Here is a 17,558-nt window from a genome sequence, read left to right as displayed (position 1 = left end):
ATTGCCGAAAATGGGGGCAGAACCTCCATGACCTGCTGCGCTGGCAGGTCATGGAGGTTCTGGTCGGTGCCGTCGTCCCGCCACAGGCCGAAGTAGTAGTACACCGCGCCGCTGGGCGGTAGGTTGCCTGGCAGGTAGGCCCACTGACAGCCCGTCCGGGACTGGTACAGGATCGCGTTGACGATCTCCCGCATCTCGTACCTGCCCTCGTGGCCCGTGGCCGAGGGCCGCCCGGCCTTCCACGCAGCCAGCACGGGCTCGAGGGTCATGCTCGACACGGTGACGTCGGGGCTCGGGGCGTGTGTAGAGCAGTGGAGACAGCTGCTCGCCTCGCCGATGGTCACAGCGGATGCGGCCCTCATCGGGTTCTTCGACCTGTTAAAGGTGCTGATCCTCGAACCAGAAGCCGGTGTGGCGGAGGCAACCGAGGTGTTTCTGGCCGGAGGGCAGGAACCCGAAGTCGTCACGGACATGCTGGAATACCTGGCTGAACTCTCCGCTGCGGGCGATGAGCTGGCGGACCGCGCGCGCCTATGCCGCCGGCTCATCGCGGAGCGCACCTGAGGAAGGCCGCGGTTTCGTACGGGCTTGTCGCTAACGATCGTGTCGGCGCCGGGCGGTGTAACGGCTGTGTCTCGCGCCACTGCGGCCGGTAGCACCAGGTATACCGGTACGTTTCAGCGAAGCAGTGCAAGCAGAGATGCGGGACGCCCTTGCTGTGACCGAGGCGAGCCGGATCGACGCCTGTAAGACGTGTGGATGGCGTCGAGCGCAGCTTCGGGTACGGAGGCCATCTCTGGTTGGGGCTTGGCGGTTTGCCTGCGGCTGTTTGGATGATGGTTCTGACAGCGTGCGAAGGTGGCCAGCGCGGATCGTCACGTTTACCGCCGGGGCGAGACAGCTCGTACTGCGGGACTCGCTTTACTCCGGGCCCGTTCGATGTCCTTGCCGGATCAGTTGATACGGTGACGGGGACGGGCCCGGAGTCAGGCGGCCCAGCCGACGGAGGAGACGTAGGTGTAGGCGTCCCAGTCGGTGCCGAGGCTGCTGCTGGTGATGTCGTCCCAGATGGCTTCGAGTTCTTGTTCGTCGCCGTGGATCCAGGCGTCGACGGCGCGGTCCCACACGCCGCGGACGCTGATGCTGCGGGTTTCCAGATCGCGCTGGTGGCGGCGGTCGACGCGGGACTGGTCGGCCGGGTCGATCTCGATGCGGGTGCCGCGGCCGTGGTTGTTGAGCCGGCGTTTGAGGTCGGCTGCCACGTTGCGGCGGCGCAGGTCCCAGTAGGCGGCGTCGAGGCGGGTGAGGTTGGCCCGGCTGGGGGTTTGTTCTTCGGCGAGCCAGGCGATGAGGGTGCGGGGTCTGACGTGGATGCCGGCGCGGTCCATGGCCTCGTATCCGGCGTCGGAGGTGGTGAGGTAGCGCAGGCGGGCGGCCAGGCCTCGTTCGGAGTCGACGGGGGACTCGATGCCCGTCACCATCCGGTCGACCGCTTCGGCCAGGGCCTGCCCGCCGTGAACACCTCGGGCCTGGTAGATGCCGAGATCCTGCCAGCGGTTGTCACCGGCCATCAGCGGGCCGCCTTGCCGACGAGGTACTCACCTGATGCTTTGGCGTCGCTGTGCTTGATCTTCATCTGGGCGACGCCGCGGCCTTCGGGGAAGACCTGGCGCCAGTCGCCGGTGACGTGCAGCTCGTCGGTGCCCATCATGCTGATGACGTCAAGGCCGGCCTGGTGTGCCTTGTATGCCTTGCCCCAGAGGTTGGCGTAGGCCTGGCTGTGGATGATGTGCATCCAGTCCGGGCGGGTCATTTCGCGGTTGTGGATCGACTCGCCCATCGTGGAGATGAACTTCGAGTACATCGCCTTGACGTATTCCAGGGTGACGGTGTCGTCCTCGGAGATGGCCGTGTCCCGCGCGGCGGTAAGCGTCTTGCGCAGGGCGTCCAGGAAGTTCTCCGTGGCACCGGACGTCCACGACTCGTGAATGGCCGGTGGTTCGAGCAGTCCGTACTTCGGCCCGGACAGGCGCAGCAGGAGGCGCAGGGTGGCGTCGGTGATCCACAGGGCGCCGGGTTCATCGCGGTCGCCGAGGGGGTTGGGCAGGTGCGGGTGGGTCCAGGGTGTGGGGGTGATGAGGTGGACTCCGGAGCGCTTGGGGTCCACGCCGTCGCTGCCGGTGGCGTGTTCCAGCTTTCCGATCGGCAGCCAGCACTTGAGGGCGGAGAGGTAGGCGGCGTTGACGTCCAGGGCGGTGACCGCGACGCTGCCGGGGATCTTGAGGGAGTAGTCGGGGTGGCGGAAGTTGGGGCGGGCCTCCCAGATCTGGTCCGGCTCCTTCTTCGAGGGCTTCTTGAGGATGTCGGGCAGGGCCGGGTAGGCGGTGTACGTGTAGCGGGCGGTGGCGCGGGTCTCGTTGAACAGGTGCATGACGTCCGGGATGGCGCGCTTGATCAGGGCCTGCAGCACGACATCGACGTCGCCGTCGGCACGCTCCAGCTCTTCGTGGACGGCCCGGCCGATGAGGTCGGCGGTCTCGGCCTGGGCGCGGGCGGCCGACCGTGCCCGGCGCTGCGGCCGCGAGGGCACCGGCGCCGGGACGGGTGAGGCAGCAGTCGCCGGTGCGGGGGCGAGTGAGACCGGGGTGACCGGTGCCTGGGCACTGGATACCTGGGGCGCGGCAGCGGGAGGCTGACACATGGCTCCGGCGTGCAGGGGGCGGCCGTCCGTGGCCTGGTAGGTCGTCATGACGCCGCAGCGGATGCACGGGCCGGGCTCACCCTCCACGGCCAGACCGTCGGGGCCCCTTGCGGTCTCGGGGGCCGTGAACGCTGCGGCCGGGGGCGCCTCCGGGGCGGATGTCTCGGTGAGCGGCTGGGCCGGGGCGGGGTGGAGCTGGGCGAGGCCTTCGAGCAGGCGCAGGTACTTCACGCGTCCCGGCGGCTGCGGATCAGTGGTGCCGTCCTCCCAGTTGGCGACCGTCTGCCGTCCAACGCCCACCGCTGCGGCCACCTGGGCACGCGAGAGGCTGGCCGCCTGACGCAACCTCAGCCGCTCGGCCGGCTCCGGCATCCGCGCCGTCAGCCGCGCCTCCTCCAACAGAGCTTCCACACTGTCAGTTTCCTCATTCATACCTCGAGGATACATCAGTTAGGCGTATCCTGGATTCAGATTGGGCAGTGATTAGGCATCTATTTGCATGGCGGCGGCATGCGGGCGGCGATGTGAGGCCCAGGACTTGCGACGGGACCTCGCCGGGCCGACGACGGAAGGAACGGAACATGACCGCTGGAAGGGTGGCGGGAGCCACCCTGTACAGGAGGGTGCGCGGTGATCTGGAGCGTGGAGGATCTGGCACGCGACACCGTGCGCCGTCAAGGCACGGGCATGTCGATGGAGCGGGTAGCCCAGAAGGTCACCGAGGCAGCCACACGGGAGCGGGAGACACAGCAGGCGCTGCGCTCCCCCGGGTGGTCGCCGACCTACGAGGCCGAGCTCGACGACGTGGACAGTGCCTGGGCCCGCGAGCGGGGCGCACGGCCGCGCTGCGATCTCATGCCGCCCATATGGGGCGGCGGCGGGAGGAACTGGACGAGGTGCATGCCGAGTTGTGGCTGAGCGCTTCCGCCGGCCGCCTGATCCGTACGGCCGCGGACCTGGCCGGTCTCACGGTGCACGAGGTCCTCGCGCAGCTGTCCGAGCGCGTGGTCCTCGGCGAGGACGGATCGGTTTCGGTAGCGCCGTTCACGCCTTCGCGTTGACTTATTGACGCTGAGCCCTCCACGGCTTGTCGAATTCGTTGATTATGGGGAGTGATGAAATTGCGTGGCATTACCCTTCGGCCGCATCAGGTTGAGGCCGTGGATTCGATTATCGGGGGGCTTTCTGCTCCTGTGGACGGGGTTCTGCCTGCCCGGGGTCTGCGCGGGCAGGTCGTGTCGTCGACCGGTTCGGGCAAGACGATCACGGCGGCGGCGGCGGCGCTGCGGATGGTGCCCAGGGGGCTTGTCGGCATCGTGGTGCCGACACTGGACCTGCTGACGCAGACAGTCGAGGCGTGGCGGGCGGTCGGGCAATCGGGGCCCGCGGTGGCGGTGTGCAGTCTGGGTGCCGATCCGCTGCTGGAGGCGCTCGATGTGCGGTGCACGACCAATCCGACGCAGCTGGCGCTGTGGGCGCAGAGTGGGCCGATGGTCGTTTTCGCGACGTACGCCAGCCTGTCGCCGCAGGGTCTGGAGGACGACCAGGGCGACGGGGAAGGGACGGTGTCCCCGGGGGTGCTGGAGCGGGCGATGCGCGGCTCCTTCGGTCAGCGTATGGGCGCCTTTGACCTCCTGGTCGTGGATGAGGCGCACCGCAGTTCGGGTGATCTGGGGAAGGTGTGGGCGGCAGTTCACGATCAGGAGCGGATCCCGGCGGCGCGACGCCTGTACATGACGGCTACGCCGCGCTTGTGGGAGGCCACACCGGGCTCCGGGAGCGCGGGCAGGGCGGACGTGCACAGCGGCTCCGAGGACGGCCCGGATGTTTCGGGCGGGCGTCTGGTGGCCTCGATGGACGATATCGAGCTCTACGGCCCTGTGCTGTACGAGCTCGAGCTGATGGAGAGTATCGAGCGGGGCATCCTCGCCTCCTTCGAGGTCGACGTGCTGGAGATCCGTGATCCCGAGGCGCCCGGCCCGGACGCCGCGGTGGAGGAACAGCGGGGCTGGCGACTGGCCGCGCTGCAGGCCGCACTGCTCAAGCACGCGGACACCACCGGAGTCCGGTCACTGATGACGTTCCACAGCCGCACCCTGGACGCGATGGCGTTCGCGCGTGCGCTGCCGGAGACCGCGGCCGAGCTGCACGAGACGGACCCTGTCGCCTACCCGAAACGCGTGGGTGCGGAGTGGCTGTGCGGTGAGCACCCGGCCGCTCACCGGCGTACGGTGCTGGACCGGTTCGCCGACGGCCTCGACGCGCAGGGGTGGGTGACCGACATGGGGATCCTGGCCAGCTGCCGGGTCCTGGGCGAGGGCGTCGACATCCGCGGCAAGCGCGGTGTCGGCGGTGTCGTCTTCGCCGACACCCGCAGCTCTCCGGTGGACATCGTGCAGATCACCGGCCGAGGCCTGCGCCAGGACCCGGGCGACGGAAAGGTCGCACGGCTGATCGTGCCCGTCTTCCTCCAGCCCGGAGAGGATCCGGAGGACATGATGGCCTCCGCCAGCTACCGGCCCCTCGTGGCCGTGCTGCAAGGACTGCGGGCCCATGACGAGCGGATCGTCGAACGGATGGCCCTAGGGACCACCACCGCCCGCGGACAGGCCACCTCCGTTGTCGCCCTCGATCCGCAGCACGAAAACGAAGGCGAAGAAGAGGAAGCGCAGGGGGCAGCCGGTGAAACCGGCGAGGCTCAGCCCACGGACGCAGACAGCACCACCTCCGAGAGCGGGGACCAGGGCGAAGAGAACATTGGAGCCGGCGGGGCCAACGAGGGCCGGGACGAGGAAGACGAGAGGCCTGCGGTGCCGTTGCTGCGGTTCTCCTTGCCACGCAACCCCGACGTCATCGCCGCCTTCCTGCGCACGCGAGTCCTGCGACCCGACTCCGAGGTGTGGCTGTCCGGCCTCAACGCCCTGCGCAAATGGGTCCAGGCCCACGGCCACCCGCAGGTTCCGCTGGACACGGTCGTGCCCATCGGCATGACCGACAGCGACGGCGAGAACGGCAACGGCGGGACGTATGCGCTGGGGGCCTGGGTCAGCGAGCAGCGGCGTGCGTTCCGCCTCGGGACGCTGAAGGCATGGCGGGCCGAGCTCCTGGACGAGCTGGGCATGGTCTGGTCAGTCACGGACGCCCGGTTCTACAAGAACCTCTCCGCGGCCCGCGTGTATCACGCGGTGCACGGCACACTCGCCGCGCCGAAGGACGCAGTCGCGGACGGAGTGGCTGTGGGTCAGTGGCTCGCCAACCTCCGCAAACCCCAAGGCCTGGGAGGGGACGAGGAACGCGCACAGGAACGCCGCAGGGCACTGACGGCGATCGACCCCGACTGGGCCCCTCACTGGCCGGTGGAGTGGCAGCGGCACTACGCCGCCGTACGCGAACTCCTCGCCGACGAAACCAGCCCGACCGAGGTACTGCCCGGCGTCACCGTCCACGGCATGGACGCCGGCAAATGGCTCCAGCGCCAGCGCGACCACACCATGTGGCACAGCCTCATGCCCGAACAGCGCGAGCGCCTGGAAAAACTGGGTATCCGGCCGCTGCCCGCAGCGCCGAAGGAGACCCCGGCGAAGCCCCGTGGTTTGGGGACCTTCGAACGGGGAGTCGCAGCCCTGCGCCAGTACATCGCACGCGAAGGCACACATACCGTCGGGCGCTCCCACGTCGAACGGATCGTGCTCCAGGACCAGGAGCACCACGTGAAGCTGGGGGTGTGGATCTCCAACACCAAATCGAGGCGGCACAAGCTGAGCGAACCGCAGCGTGCCGCTCTGACCGCCCTGGGGCTGGAATGAGCCGCGTAGCCACGGATCAGCCGCCGCCGTCGGACAGGATATGCCTTCGCGAGCCCTCGGGCCCAGGCCCGGGACAGGGAGACCTTCGGGCCGCACCTCGGGACAGTCGGCGGCGGCGACACCATGTGTCGAGACAATAGCGGCTTGGCGCGAGGCCCTATCATTCTGGAACGGCCAGCCGCGCACCGCCGTTCACCGCAGCCACCAGCGCCCACGCCCGCATGGGTGGCACAGTCGGTCAAGGTCTTCCGGGGCCCGCGAACTCTGACTGGCACTCGTTCCGCCGGCAGGGCGTGGGCAGTCCCGGCGGTTACCGGAGTAGCTATGCCGAAGAAGCAGTCCACGGTGAGCAAGAAGGCTCGTCAGGATGCCCGCCACGGGGCCAAGTTCACCCGCGCACACCGCGAGCGCAGCGCCACCAGCCAGAACAGTGTGGATGGATCGGGCCACCGCATGGAGTGTGCGAGTTCGCGTGAGGAGTACGTAGCCGCGAGTAATTGTCAATTCCTGTGGATCTTCTATACGTTGTCGATGCTGGTGCTGCTGGTGATCGCCATGCGGTTCGTGAATCTGGCGCAGCTGGTTACGCGGGCGCGGGAGGACGGCTAGTGTCCTGCGCCGGAGATCCATCGTTAGTTCCTGTATGAGTGTTTCTGCGGGTGTGCCCGCACCGCGTCGTGGTCCGAAGCTGGAACCGTTGTTGTTGTCCGTTGACGAGCGTGCGGTGCTGGAGCGTTGGGCCCGGCGGGCGACGTCTGCGCAGGCGGTGGCGTTACGGGCGCGGATCGTGCTGGCGTGTGCAGGCCCTGACGTTCCGCCGATTGTTGTGGTGGCGCGGGATCTTCGGGTAGCGGCGGATACGGTCCGCAAGTGGCGTCGGCGGTTCCTGGCCGCCCGGCTGGACGGGTTGATGGACGAGCCCCGGCCGGGCCGGCCGCCCACCATCAGCGTCGACCAGGTAGAGGCCGTAGTGGTCAGCACGTTGGAGGAGATGCCGAAGAACGCCACCCACTGGTCGCGCAAGTCGATGGCCGACCGCATCGGGCTGTCGAAGTCGACCGTGGGCCGAATCTGGCGCAAGTTCCATCTCAAGCCTCATCTGACGGACACCTTCAAACTGTCGACGGACCCCTTGTTCGTGGAGAAGGTCCACGACGTGGTCGGGCTGTACTTCAATCCGCCCGAAGGGGCGGTGGTGCTGTCGGTGGACGAGAAGTCGCAGATCCAGGCGCTGGACCGGTCTCAGCCGGTGCTGCCGATGATGCCGGGCATGCCCGAGCGTCGCACCCACGACTACGTCCGTAACGGTCTGACCACCCTCTTCGCGGCCTTCGACGTCGCGACCGGCGAAGTCATCACCTCGCTGCACCGTCGGCACCGGGCAGCGGAGTTCAAGAAGTTCCTCATCAAGATCGAAAAGGAGGTTCCCGGGCATCTCCAGGTCCACCTGATCTGCGATAACTACGGCACCCACAAGACGCCCGCCATCAAGGCATGGCTGGCCAAACACCCCCGATTCCACCTGCACTTCACCCCTACCAGTTCGTCCTGGATCAATCAGGTGGAGAGGTGGTTCGGCTTCCTCGCCGACCAGAAGATCCGCCGCGGCTCCCACAAAAGCGTGTGTTCCCTGGAAGCCGACATCCGTGCGTGGGTCAAGGAGTGGAACGAAAACCCAACACCGTTCATCTGGACCAAGACGGCCGAGGAGATCCTCGACTCCCTCGCCCGCTTCTGCCGACGGATCTCCGGCGCAGGACACTAGCGTTCCTCGTCCTTGACACGTTTGGGCTCGGCTGCCGGGCCGTACATATCGTCCAGCGCGGCGGCTTCCTCCCTCCCGGCCGTCAACGCGGTGACGCCCTGGGGTCCCTGCCACATGCCGTACGCGGCGCGGGGCGCGGCCATCGGGTTGGCGTGGGGGTCTTCGTCCAGCCAGGTCGCCCGGCCGGGTACGCGGCCGCCCTCCGCGTCGAGGCCCAACTCACGCAGTAGATCCGCGCCGAGACGCAGCGTGGGGAAGCTCGCCGCCCCCACTCCCATCGCCTGCAGTTCGGGCGTCGGTGCGAGCAGGGTGCCGTGAGCGTCCAGGTCCATCGACCGGACAGCGCCGACGTTGTCCGGTGGGGCCGTCGCAACGGCGCGACTATCGGCGGCGTACCACCGGACATCGCCCCGGACGTTCACCGCGTACAGCGGCTTGGCCTCGTCGGAACCGAAACCCTGGGGAAGCACGAGCGAGCGAGCGCCGCCCCCGGCCGCTATCAGAGCCGTTACCAGTTTCTCGACCTCCGTCGTGATGGGTTCGCTCCACACCCGGAACGCAGCTCGCACCCGCTCGCGATCCGCCCCGGTCAGGACGTCGGCCTTCCGCTCCCGCTCCCGCTCCGCCTCGGTCCCGGTCCCGGTCGCGGCTTCCCGCCCGGCCACGGGGGCCGGCTGGTAGTCCACGGCCGGGGGCTCGTCCGGCGAGGTGAGGGAACGGGATGGGGCCAGGATCTGTGCCGCGTGTGTGCCGGCGGCCTCGCCCGCCGTGTGGAGGGCCAGGGCGATGGCACCGCGCTCGTACTCGGAGCCGTCCTGCCAGGTGTCGTCCTCGGCGCCCCGCCCGGCAGAGCGCGCCCGCCAGAGCGCGTCCGCCGACTCGACGGTCTCCTGGGGCAGGGTCTCCCCCGCCCGGGCAAACACATCGGCGCCCAGCCCGCGCAGCGCGCTCCCCGCCGCGATCAACCGGCCCACCGCCTGCTCCCGGGTCCCGGAACGCGGACCGGAGAGGGCGTCAAGGGAGGCGTGGTACTCGGTGACCGCCTGGGCCAGGCCCTGTGCCCGGGCCGTGACGTCCCGCTCCACCGCAGTGGCCCGGTTGCTCCCGTCGGACTGGGACGCCGGCCCGGCCGTCACCGTCGCATGCGCGACCCGGTTCTCGACCAGACTCCTGGACTCCCTGAGCCCGGGATCGTTGGCCACCGTCTCCAGAGCCGGCGGGCCGTCGACATACTGGCCACTGTTGCCCCAGCGGTAGCTGTTGCCCTGCCGGACACCACTCCTGGCGAAGACAACCAGGTCGACCTGCCCGTCCGGCGCCAGCGCGTAGAAGAACGCCACACCCCCACTGCCGGAGTCAAGATGCGCGTGCAGCGGCGTGTTGATCCGCCGGACCCCCGACGCCTCCCGCACACCCTCGGCCCACCGGGCCACCCGCTCCAGCGTCTGCTGCTGCACCGCCGTGAAGTCATCAGGACCCAGACGCCCCGCGTAGCGGATCCGGCCACTGTGCTCCCACGTCCGCTGCGCATCGGCCCGGAAATCCCCGAACCGCTCCGCCCGCTCCCGCGACCGCGCCGACAGACGCTCCTGACGCTCCTCCACCATGCCGCGCCACGTCACGGCCGCGCCGGCCTTGACCGCCGCGTACTGCTGCCCCGGAGCGATATCCACCGACTCCAGGAAAGCATCAAACTGCCTGTCGAACGACGTATCAGCCGCGTCCTCGTCAAGGAATTCCCGGATGACATAGGTGCCGAGCCGCTCAGGATGCCGGCCGATCTCCTCCGCCACCGCCGGAACCGCCGTCAGCAACGGCAACAACTCAGCATGACGGGCCAGGGCATCCGCCACCTGACTCGCGTGCTGGCCCCCCAGCAGATCCGTCAACTCGGCCGGCAACAACGGCGCATTGTCCGGCCCGAAAGGCGACGCCGCGGTGGCGGCGGGCAGTTCCTGCACAGCCCCAGCCGTGACAACCGGCGCGGCCGGCCCCTCACCCCGACCACTGTCCCGTGCCTGGCGTATGGCGGGACGGACCGCGGCGGCCACTTGGCTTCCGCTACCCAGCACTTCGTCCAGCGCGCCGAGCAACCGGCCGGGATCCGGGTCCGCCACCAGGTCCCCGAACCCCGCCGTCCCGGACAGACGGCGCACCGTGGCGCTGAACAGATTGTCCTCGATGGCCCGGAGCTGCCAGGCCGGGCTGCCCAGGAAGGACTTCGCGAATCCCGCGTCCGCTGCCAGCAACGGGGGAACACCATGCCGGGTCAGTGCCCGCCGTAGGATCCCGGCACTTTCCCGGTCCAGGTCGCCCTCATGCGCGACAAGCGCCGACACCAGGTCGGGATAACGTCTCAGCACGTTCCTGAACGAACTGTTGACGAACGGCGTCAGCGCCGGATGCCGCCGGATCACCAGCCAGACCGGGCTCTCCGAAGCGGCATCGTCGATCAGCGTCCGGTTGGCCCGCACCGCGTCGATCAGCCCCGGACCCTTCAGGAACGCCTCCACCACATCCGACCGGCCGAGCAGCAGCTCCGCCAGACCGCGCAGACCCGCCACCGCGGCCCGCAACCCCTCACCCTCCGCCAACGCACCCGCCAGCCGAGGCTGCCGCGCGACCAGCTCCAACACCACCGGCCGGGTAAGCCCGCCACGAGCGCCGGCCGACACCCGGGCCAACGCGGTCACAAACGCGGGAGCGGCCAACGCCACCGGCAACACAGCCGGGTCGAGAACATCCCCGACCACCGCCGGATGCTCGCTGAACTGCCGCATGAGGTCGACGTTCCCCAGCAGCTCCCGCCACTGCCCGGCATCCGCCGCGACCTCCGGCCGGTCCCCGAGGACCTCGGCCAGACCCGGCACAGCACCCAGCGCCGTGAGCAGCGAGGAGTCTTGGGCCGATCCGTCCAACCGGCCCTGCGTCACCATCACCGCACGCACAACACCCTCGCCTGCCGTTTCCAAGACCTCAACCAGCGGCCGGGAATGCACGAGGGTCGTGAACGTCTCCGCCCGGTCGGCGACCGCCCTCGCCGCAGAGGCACTGGTCGACACCAAAACATGGACGCCTTTGGCGCTCGGGAGCATCAACTCACCGTCGCGCCGCACATAGGCCTTGAGGTACTGGGGGTTGCGCTCTACGATGCGCACCCATTTCTCATAATAGTTCTGGCGCACATGGATGTTTTCAACAAACACGCCGAACGCGTTGTCATCGTTGGTCAGCAGCCGTGCGAGCCCTTCCACCCGTACCACCTGGCGCAGCACATCCGGTGAGCGGTCGAAGAGACCGAGGATCGAGGGGCGGACCACGAGCAGCTCAAGCATGCCCTGCCGGAAGAGAACCACCTGAGCGAGATAGGGGCTGCTCTGCACAGCGTCGCTCAGCCGCCGGTTCTCCTTGACCGTCACATAACGGCTCAGTACCGCGTTGCTGTCCACGAGTTCCCCGCCGCCGGCGCGCAGCGTTTCCCGCATCTTGTTGCGGGCGTCTCCGCGGGAAATCCCGGCAACGAGCTCCCGAACGCGCGCGGTCAGCTTCACGTCCAGTTCCCCGTCGGCGGTGAACCGCAACTCCCCGGCGGCCCTGACCGCCTCCAGCAGGGCACCGGTGGAACCCTTCCCCCCGGCCCGGAGCGCCTGCCCGGCCGGCGCGTCGAAGCGCTCCGGCTCCGCGATCCAGGCATCGGTGAACCCGGGACGGGCGATGGCCTCCCGCAGCACATCGGGGTGCGCGAACAAAGCCTCGGCGGTCGGCTGCCCGATCCGCTCGCCCAGCGTTCTCAGCAGCCCGCCATCGATAAGCAGCCGCATCCAATGCACGGCCGGCACCCGCCCGGCGTGAGGGAGCAGCCGCGGCAGAACCCCCGCAGCGGCCACCAGATTCTCCCTCACGGTCAGCCACTGTCCGAAAGGAAACCCCTTGCTGATCGCCGGCCGCCGGTACAGTAGACGGAGCAGGGCAGAATCTTCCGCCACCATAATTTCCTCGATCTTTTCCCCTCCCACCTTGATAACCGAAATGATGGTGGGCACATTTGCGACCACACCGGCCGCCCATGGATTACCTCTCAAATAACCTTCCTCCAGAAACTCGATGACCCGCTGATCATAATACGCCAGGACGGCTGTTGCGGAATCCGTATACACACGCTGGCGAAAAATGCTGGGGCTAGCCAGCAATCCGTCGAAGTGTAGCCGCTGGCTCGTATTGGCTGTATGGCTGTACAGCGCGTTGATTCCCCAGTGGCGCCCTGCGGAAGCAAGGACAAAGAGCATCAGCGAATCATTTGAGGAAAAGATGACTCGCGATGTTCTCGGGTCGGATATCCGGCGCAGAACATGTGGCTGGGCAATGAACTGTGGGTGATGCGCCAGAAGACGCACAAGGTTCTCACGATTCAGAAGGTTAGTCGTGACTTCCTTCCCACCAGGGCCGACGAGGGCTGCTTCGATTGCTGGATTCTCCCTCCGGAGGTATGCGAGCAGAGCGGGGACCTTCTTCTTCTCGATGTCCGCGAGCGGCGCCCGGAGGCCGGCCGCCGGTGCCGACGGCGCCGGGCTCTCCGTCTCTTTCAACGCGTCCAGCAACTGCCCGCCCTCGACCGCGTCATAGCGATGCGGGTTGTACGAGAGCGCCTTCGCCACATGCGCGTTGTCCACTGCGGCGGTGATCAGCCTCTCATCGGCCAGCAGTCGGACCGCGACCCCGGGCAGGTCCTCCAGCACATCCGTCAAGAGCGGCGAACCGTCGAGTTTTTCCACCGCGCGGCGATTCGTCCGAACGGCGTCGAGCAGTTCCGGCGCGGAAAGAAGAACATTGTAAAGTTTCCCGAATTCCCTGAGGCTCGACCTGAGATTCTCATCCGCCAATATTCTTCCATAGAAATCCTTGGATCCCTCACGTCTGCGGAAAACCTGGGTCAGTAGCGCGGAGAGGAGGCCGGCTTCTCCGCCTATGCCCCAAAGAGCCTCGACCGGATTTTGGGTCGAAAGTAGGGCAGCCCCGAAATTCGGAGCTATTTCCAGCAAATCGACTACCGATCCACGCGCATCGACGGAGGCCCGGATAACATCAATTTCCCCGTTCAGATTTTGCATTCGATTGGGGAATGCAAATACTTGCATCCGTAGTGCGGGGTCGGACTCCAGCCCCTGGATGACGTCCTTGCGGCTGAGGATCTCTACTATCTTCTCCGTCTGATGATCGTGCCATTTCGCACTGACCCCTACCAGATTTTCCAGTACGCCGGGCGCCTCGCCCAGCAGGTCGACAATTTCCGGACGGTGGTGAAAGTAGCGCTTCAGATAGGGCTGCTGGACCAGCGAGTAAACGATATGGGGGTACTTCAGCAGCCTTTCCTTCAGGTCATTATTTTTTCCCGTCACCACCCACTCGACGGCCCTGACGAGGTCGGCGACCGGGCGGTCGGCCGGGTATGCGATCTTCGGCAGCAATTCGAGCGTCATTGAGAAGATCTGCTGCAGCTCCTGCCTCGAGTGGTGTTGACCCAGCTGACCAAGGGCGGCTCTGACGGCCTGCACGGTCTCCTCGGAGACCGGGGCCGGAGCCGTCTCCGGCGTCTGCGCCTCGGTGCTGGGGCCGGCCTGGCTCGGATCCTTGGGCTTCTTTTTCTTCTTGGCACCGCCGGGAATCAACGTTTTCCCGCCCGTCAGCATGGTCCTCGCGATGATCTCGGCCCGCTCGCGCAGCACCCCCCGACGCTCGGTGTCGGACAGCGTGGCATGCAGCCGCATGACCTCGTCCCCGTCAACGGGCACCTGGCCGGCCTGCCCCCGCAGCCTCGCCAGTTCAAGAGTGACGGCAGCCGTGAGGTCCGCCCGAAGAAGGCTGTCGCTACCGACGGTGGTCACTGCCCCCCGGCCGCTCTCCGCCGTCGCCGCCCAGCCCTCGGGCAGTGACGGGCCGACATCCGCGCTCTGCCTCTCGGCGGCGGCGAGCGCGGCCGGGGCACTCGTGTCACCGGGCGTCCAGACAACCCGCAGCGCCTCGCGCAGCCGGACCACGGCCGCCCGGGCGGCCGTGTGCGCTGCCGGGTCGGCGTGATAGTGCGCCCCAAGCAGCTGTTCGAAAATAGCCCGTTCGTGGTCGAGGTCCTGCTCGGCGCCCTCCATCGGGAGAGGCTCGCTGGTCGCGATCTGCGGCACATGGTCCTCGGTGTCCGCGTACCGCCAGGCGGCGCCGCGCTGGACAGCGATCGCGTGCGCCACCGCCTCTGCCGCGTCCGGACCGTCCTCGCGCAGGGCGCGCGCGACCTCCTCCAGTGCCTGGTACTGCTCCGCGCGCGCCGCCATCTCCGGCTGTTCGTGGCCGATGCTCGGCGGGAAGTGGTTGAACGCCTGAAGAATGGTGATGGCCTCGGCGACCGAATCCCGGTCGGCACCGGAGAGTTCCGTTTCCCAAGGTTCTACGCCCAGCGCGCGCTCCTGACGCCGGGCGATCAGGACGGACCAGCCGTATGACGGTCCGGCGCCGCTTTCCACGTCAGGAGAATCGGTCTCCGCGCGCCGCACCATGCCGTGAACATGCTCCGGGCGGTACGCGGACGAGATCCCGGATCCGGACGTGCCGACGACCGTCAGGTGACCGTTTTGCGACTGCCCCGCGCCGTAGCTTCGAACCGGCCGCCCGCTGACGATGCGCTGGGCGATCTCGGCGCCGACCACGTGTTCCGGTTGGCGCCGAGTGAGCAGCGGCAGGGCATCGGCCAGGCGTTGCGCGGTCGCGTCGTCGATCAGGGTGCTGCGCCATCCCAGGCGCAGCAGCTCACGGTTGACCTCGAACCAGAGAATCGGGCTCCAGGGCCGCTGCGTACTCGGTCCGGGGACGGCGGACGGGTCCTGGATCCGCAGCGACCGCTGGGGAAGCCCGGTGAGATCGTTCACCGTGGCGGTCGTCCGTTGCGGGCGGACGGTGTGCGGCCGGTAGCCGGCGATCCAGTTCCGCAGACGGCCCGACAGGTCCTCCGGGGACAGTCCCCAGTATTTCAGTTCCCTGGCTTTGAACCTCCGATCCTGCTCGGCGTGGTCGAGGCTGAAGGTGGACCGCAGCCAGGCTTCTCCGGCAGCGGATTTCAGGGCCCTGCCGTCCGGGGCGCGGCCCGAAGTGCGCAAGGACGCTTCCTCCTCCCGCAAGTTCGCCAGCAGCATGGTCGCGGACCAGTGGGCGGACCATGCCTGCAGCCGGTCGGCCGGGAATCCGGGCCGGTCCAGCAGGTTCTGCGGTGGGAGGCCGACCGCGGTGCTGTCGAGCTCCGCCGCCCAGTGCGCGGGGTCGACCCGCCGTGCCCGCAGCATGTCGATGCCGGTGGCGACCGAGGTGACGTCGACGTACGGGTCCCGGACGCCCAGGGCGATCTCGTCGGGGAACAGCCCGTCCTGCGCCACGTTGTCCCGCAGTTCCTGCTCGGTGAGCGGGCCCAGATGGCGGTAGCGGCTCCAGCCGTCGACGTAGCCAAGCCCGTACTCCTGGCCCAGGGCCTCGTCCCACAGCTGCGCCGACCGCATGACCTCGTGCAAGGAGTGGTGTCCTGCCGAGAGGAGGAAGCCGAGGATGCCGAGGCGGACCTCTTGGAAGTCGACGGACCAGCCGACAGAGGCGGCCAGGTTCCGGACCGATTCAAGCATCAGGGCGGTCGAGCCCGAGGTGCCCGTACCGACCAGAGCACCGGTGTCCTGGCCGCGCTGGTGCAGGTCCGCGCTGAGGGGCATGGACCTGCGGTCCTCGGCACGCCTCCACAGCAGCTTTTTCTCGCCCGTGGTCGGGTCGCGTCTGACGGAGAAGGCGTCCTCCGCCGCGCTGAGTGGCGGCCGGACCTCGTGCGGCAGCTGCCAGGTGAGCACAGACTCGCCGGTGACCGCCAACTTCCGCTCCGCCGAGATCTCCGGGATGCGCCGGGGCGCGGGAACGATATCTTCTAACGCACCGTTGCGGGCAGCGGTCTCAAGCAGGTTGAAAACCTCCCGAAGGTTTCCGCCATGCACCACCTTCCGGAGCACCGCGGGGTCGCGGCCGACAGCTCCCGCGTCTCCGCTCCCCTTTTCCACGCCCAGCTGGGTCAGGCGCTCTGGATATCTGGCGCTCAAGTGGGCCCACGCGATGCGCGCGGCGCGCCTCAGTTCGCGCAACGGCGCCTCGCGAGTGCTGAGGTATTCCCCGAGCCGCCGTTCGAACACGGCCGCCGCCGCCGCGTACCGGATGCGCTGCTCGTCCGACGCGGAGGCCGGCGTACCCCGCCAGTAGGCAGGCCTTGGGGCGTTACCCGGCAGCGGACCGCGGCCCATACGGCGCGCCCCGTCCCGGAAGCCGGTGTCCCCGCTCGCCAACCGGTGCCCGGGACTGCCACCCAGCAGGCGAGGACGCGCCCGCAGGTCCGCCTTGTCGATCACCGGAGCGTCCGGGTCGACGCCGAGGTCGTCCAGGACGGTGCGGGCACCGTAAATGCCCAGTTCGGCTTCGTCGAGGGCGGCTTGAGCCTCTCCGGGTTCCGTGACCCGTGCGGAGCTGCCCTCGCCCTGGTTGCGGTACCGCTGCTCCGCCGTCTCCAGGGCAACCCGGGCCTGTGCGAGCGTCTCGACCGCCGTGGTGTGGTCCGCCAGTGCGGCCTCGATCGTTTCCGGATCCGCGGGAGAATCCTCCTGCTCCTGGGACGGGTCGCTCCTCGCCCCGGCCGTCGGGTCGGTCGTCGGGTCGGCCGGGGAACCGGCGACGGACGAGGTCTCGAGCGGATGAGGCGCCGCCGTGGAAACAAGCTCGGGGGCCGATGCGGCGTGCTTGCCGGACTTCTCGGGAGACGTCTCCTGATGGCTGGACGGGGAGGTGGCACCGAACGCACCGGCTGGGGCGCCGCCGGGCAGCCCGTGATACTGCTGTGTACCGAATGCGGTCCGCAGCTGCTCCGACATGGCCGTCGCACGGGCATGCGCGAGCGCGTCAGGCAGGGACCGGTGCTTGTGCAGGTGGTAGGCGACCGTGTAGGCGATGGCCTCGTACAGCCGGTTGTAGGCATCCGCCTCGGCCGAGAGCCCCCTCTTCATGACCGGCGGCGGCTGATGACGGACCGCCATGATCTCCGCGGCGCCTGCCAGAAGCTCCTGGCGTCGCGGCGATTGGTCGACAGCCAGCTGTACCTGCCCGAAGTAACCCTGCCACCGGGCGAAGAGCCCGGAATCGACCGCGGGATACCGCGGAGCGGGCCTCATGTGCACCTGCGGGCCGAGCGCGCCGGCCAGGCTGGAAGTCTCCTGCCCCTTGTAGT

General features: G+C 68.4%; 10 protein-coding genes. 6 read left to right on the top strand and 4 right to left on the bottom strand.

All coding sequences use genetic code 11. The features are described from left to right. Nucleotides 1–269: transposase (locus tag ACGFU7_RS44970; protein ID WP_393704296.1), on the bottom strand; the 269-nt coding region annotated here is incomplete at its 3' end. Here ACGFU7_RS44970 and ACGFU7_RS44965 point away from each other — a divergent pair. After that, nucleotides 268–564, top strand: coding sequence for a hypothetical protein (locus ACGFU7_RS44965; protein WP_393704295.1), 297 nt, complete (start codon nt 268–270; stop codon nt 562–564). The two genes, ACGFU7_RS44970 and ACGFU7_RS44965, sit on opposite strands and share 2 nt — an antisense overlap. A 422-nt stretch (nt 565–986) precedes the next feature. Here ACGFU7_RS44965 and ACGFU7_RS44960 read toward each other — a convergent pair whose 3' ends face one another. Both ACGFU7_RS44960 and ACGFU7_RS44955 read right to left on the bottom strand, forming a co-directional pair. Then, the gene (locus tag ACGFU7_RS44960; RefSeq protein ID WP_393704293.1) at nt 987–1,571 is read right to left on the bottom strand and encodes a transcriptional regulator; all 585 of its coding nucleotides are present in this window, start codon (nt 1,569–1,571) and stop codon (nt 987–989) included. Beyond that, a complete protein-coding gene (locus ACGFU7_RS44955) occupies nt 1,571–3,133 on the bottom strand; it encodes a helix-turn-helix domain-containing protein (protein ID WP_393704291.1) in 1,563 nt (520 codons plus the stop codon). The genes ACGFU7_RS44960 and ACGFU7_RS44955 overlap by 1 nt, the downstream gene beginning before the upstream one ends. Nucleotides 3,134–3,331: 198 nt before the next feature. Between ACGFU7_RS44955 and ACGFU7_RS44950 the strand changes: the two genes are divergently transcribed. From ACGFU7_RS44950 to ACGFU7_RS44930, 5 genes are all read left to right on the top strand, one after another. Further along, nucleotides 3,332–3,619 (top strand): hypothetical protein, encoded by a 288-nt coding sequence (locus ACGFU7_RS44950; protein ID WP_393704289.1) that lies wholly within the window; start codon nt 3,332–3,334, stop codon nt 3,617–3,619. Beyond that, nucleotides 3,598–3,762: a hypothetical protein gene (locus ACGFU7_RS44945; protein WP_393704287.1), complete on the top strand. Its 165-nt coding sequence runs from the start codon at nt 3,598–3,600 to the stop codon at nt 3,760–3,762. Before ACGFU7_RS44950 ends, ACGFU7_RS44945 begins: the two co-directional genes overlap by 22 nt. A gap of 54 nt (nt 3,763–3,816) precedes the next feature. Then, nucleotides 3,817–6,507, top strand: coding sequence for a Helicase associated domain protein (locus ACGFU7_RS44940; RefSeq protein WP_393704285.1), 2,691 nt, complete (start codon nt 3,817–3,819; stop codon nt 6,505–6,507). A gap of 324 nt (nt 6,508–6,831) precedes the next feature. Beyond that, nucleotides 6,832–7,116, top strand: a complete 285-nt coding sequence (locus tag ACGFU7_RS44935) for a hypothetical protein (RefSeq protein ID WP_393704284.1) — start codon at nt 6,832–6,834, stop codon at nt 7,114–7,116. Between the two features lie 34 nt (nt 7,117–7,150). Further along, entirely contained in the window at nt 7,151–8,272 is a 1,122-nt protein-coding gene (locus ACGFU7_RS44930) for an IS630 family transposase (RefSeq protein ID WP_393704282.1), read from the top strand. Here ACGFU7_RS44930 and ACGFU7_RS44925 read toward each other — a convergent pair. Continuing rightward, entirely contained in the window at nt 8,269–17,205 is an 8,937-nt protein-coding gene (locus tag ACGFU7_RS44925) for a hypothetical protein (RefSeq protein WP_393704281.1), read from the bottom strand. The two genes, ACGFU7_RS44930 and ACGFU7_RS44925, sit on opposite strands and share 4 nt — an antisense overlap. Nucleotides 17,206–17,558 lie beyond the last annotated feature (353 nt).

This window comes from Streptomyces sp. NPDC048473, assembly GCF_043200155.1.
Taxonomy (GTDB): Bacteria; Actinomycetota; Actinomycetes; order Streptomycetales; family Streptomycetaceae; genus Streptomyces.
The sequence above is the reverse complement of the archived record's forward strand: the minus strand, read 5'-3'. Positions and strand labels throughout refer to the sequence as shown.

Excerpts from the sequence above, each read along its gene's own strand:
- ACGFU7_RS44955 (WP_393704291.1), bottom strand. The coding sequence starts at position 3,133 with ATGAATGAGGAAACTGACAGTGTGGAAGCTCTGTTGGAGGAGGCGCGG.
- ACGFU7_RS44930 (WP_393704282.1), top strand. The coding sequence starts at position 7,151 with ATGAGTGTTTCTGCGGGTGTGCCCGCACCGCGTCGTGGTCCGAAGCTG.
- ACGFU7_RS44965 (WP_393704295.1), top strand. The coding sequence starts at position 268 with ATGCTCGACACGGTGACGTCGGGGCTCGGGGCGTGTGTAGAGCAGTGG.
- ACGFU7_RS44960 (WP_393704293.1), bottom strand. The coding sequence starts at position 1,571 with ATGGCCGGTGACAACCGCTGGCAGGATCTCGGCATCTACCAGGCCCGA.
- ACGFU7_RS44940 (WP_393704285.1), top strand. The coding sequence starts at position 3,817 with ATGAAATTGCGTGGCATTACCCTTCGGCCGCATCAGGTTGAGGCCGTG.
- ACGFU7_RS44925 (WP_393704281.1), bottom strand. The coding sequence starts at position 17,205 with ATGTCGGAGCAGCTGCGGACCGCATTCGGTACACAGCAGTATCACGGG.
- ACGFU7_RS44935 (WP_393704284.1), top strand. The coding sequence starts at position 6,832 with ATGCCGAAGAAGCAGTCCACGGTGAGCAAGAAGGCTCGTCAGGATGCC.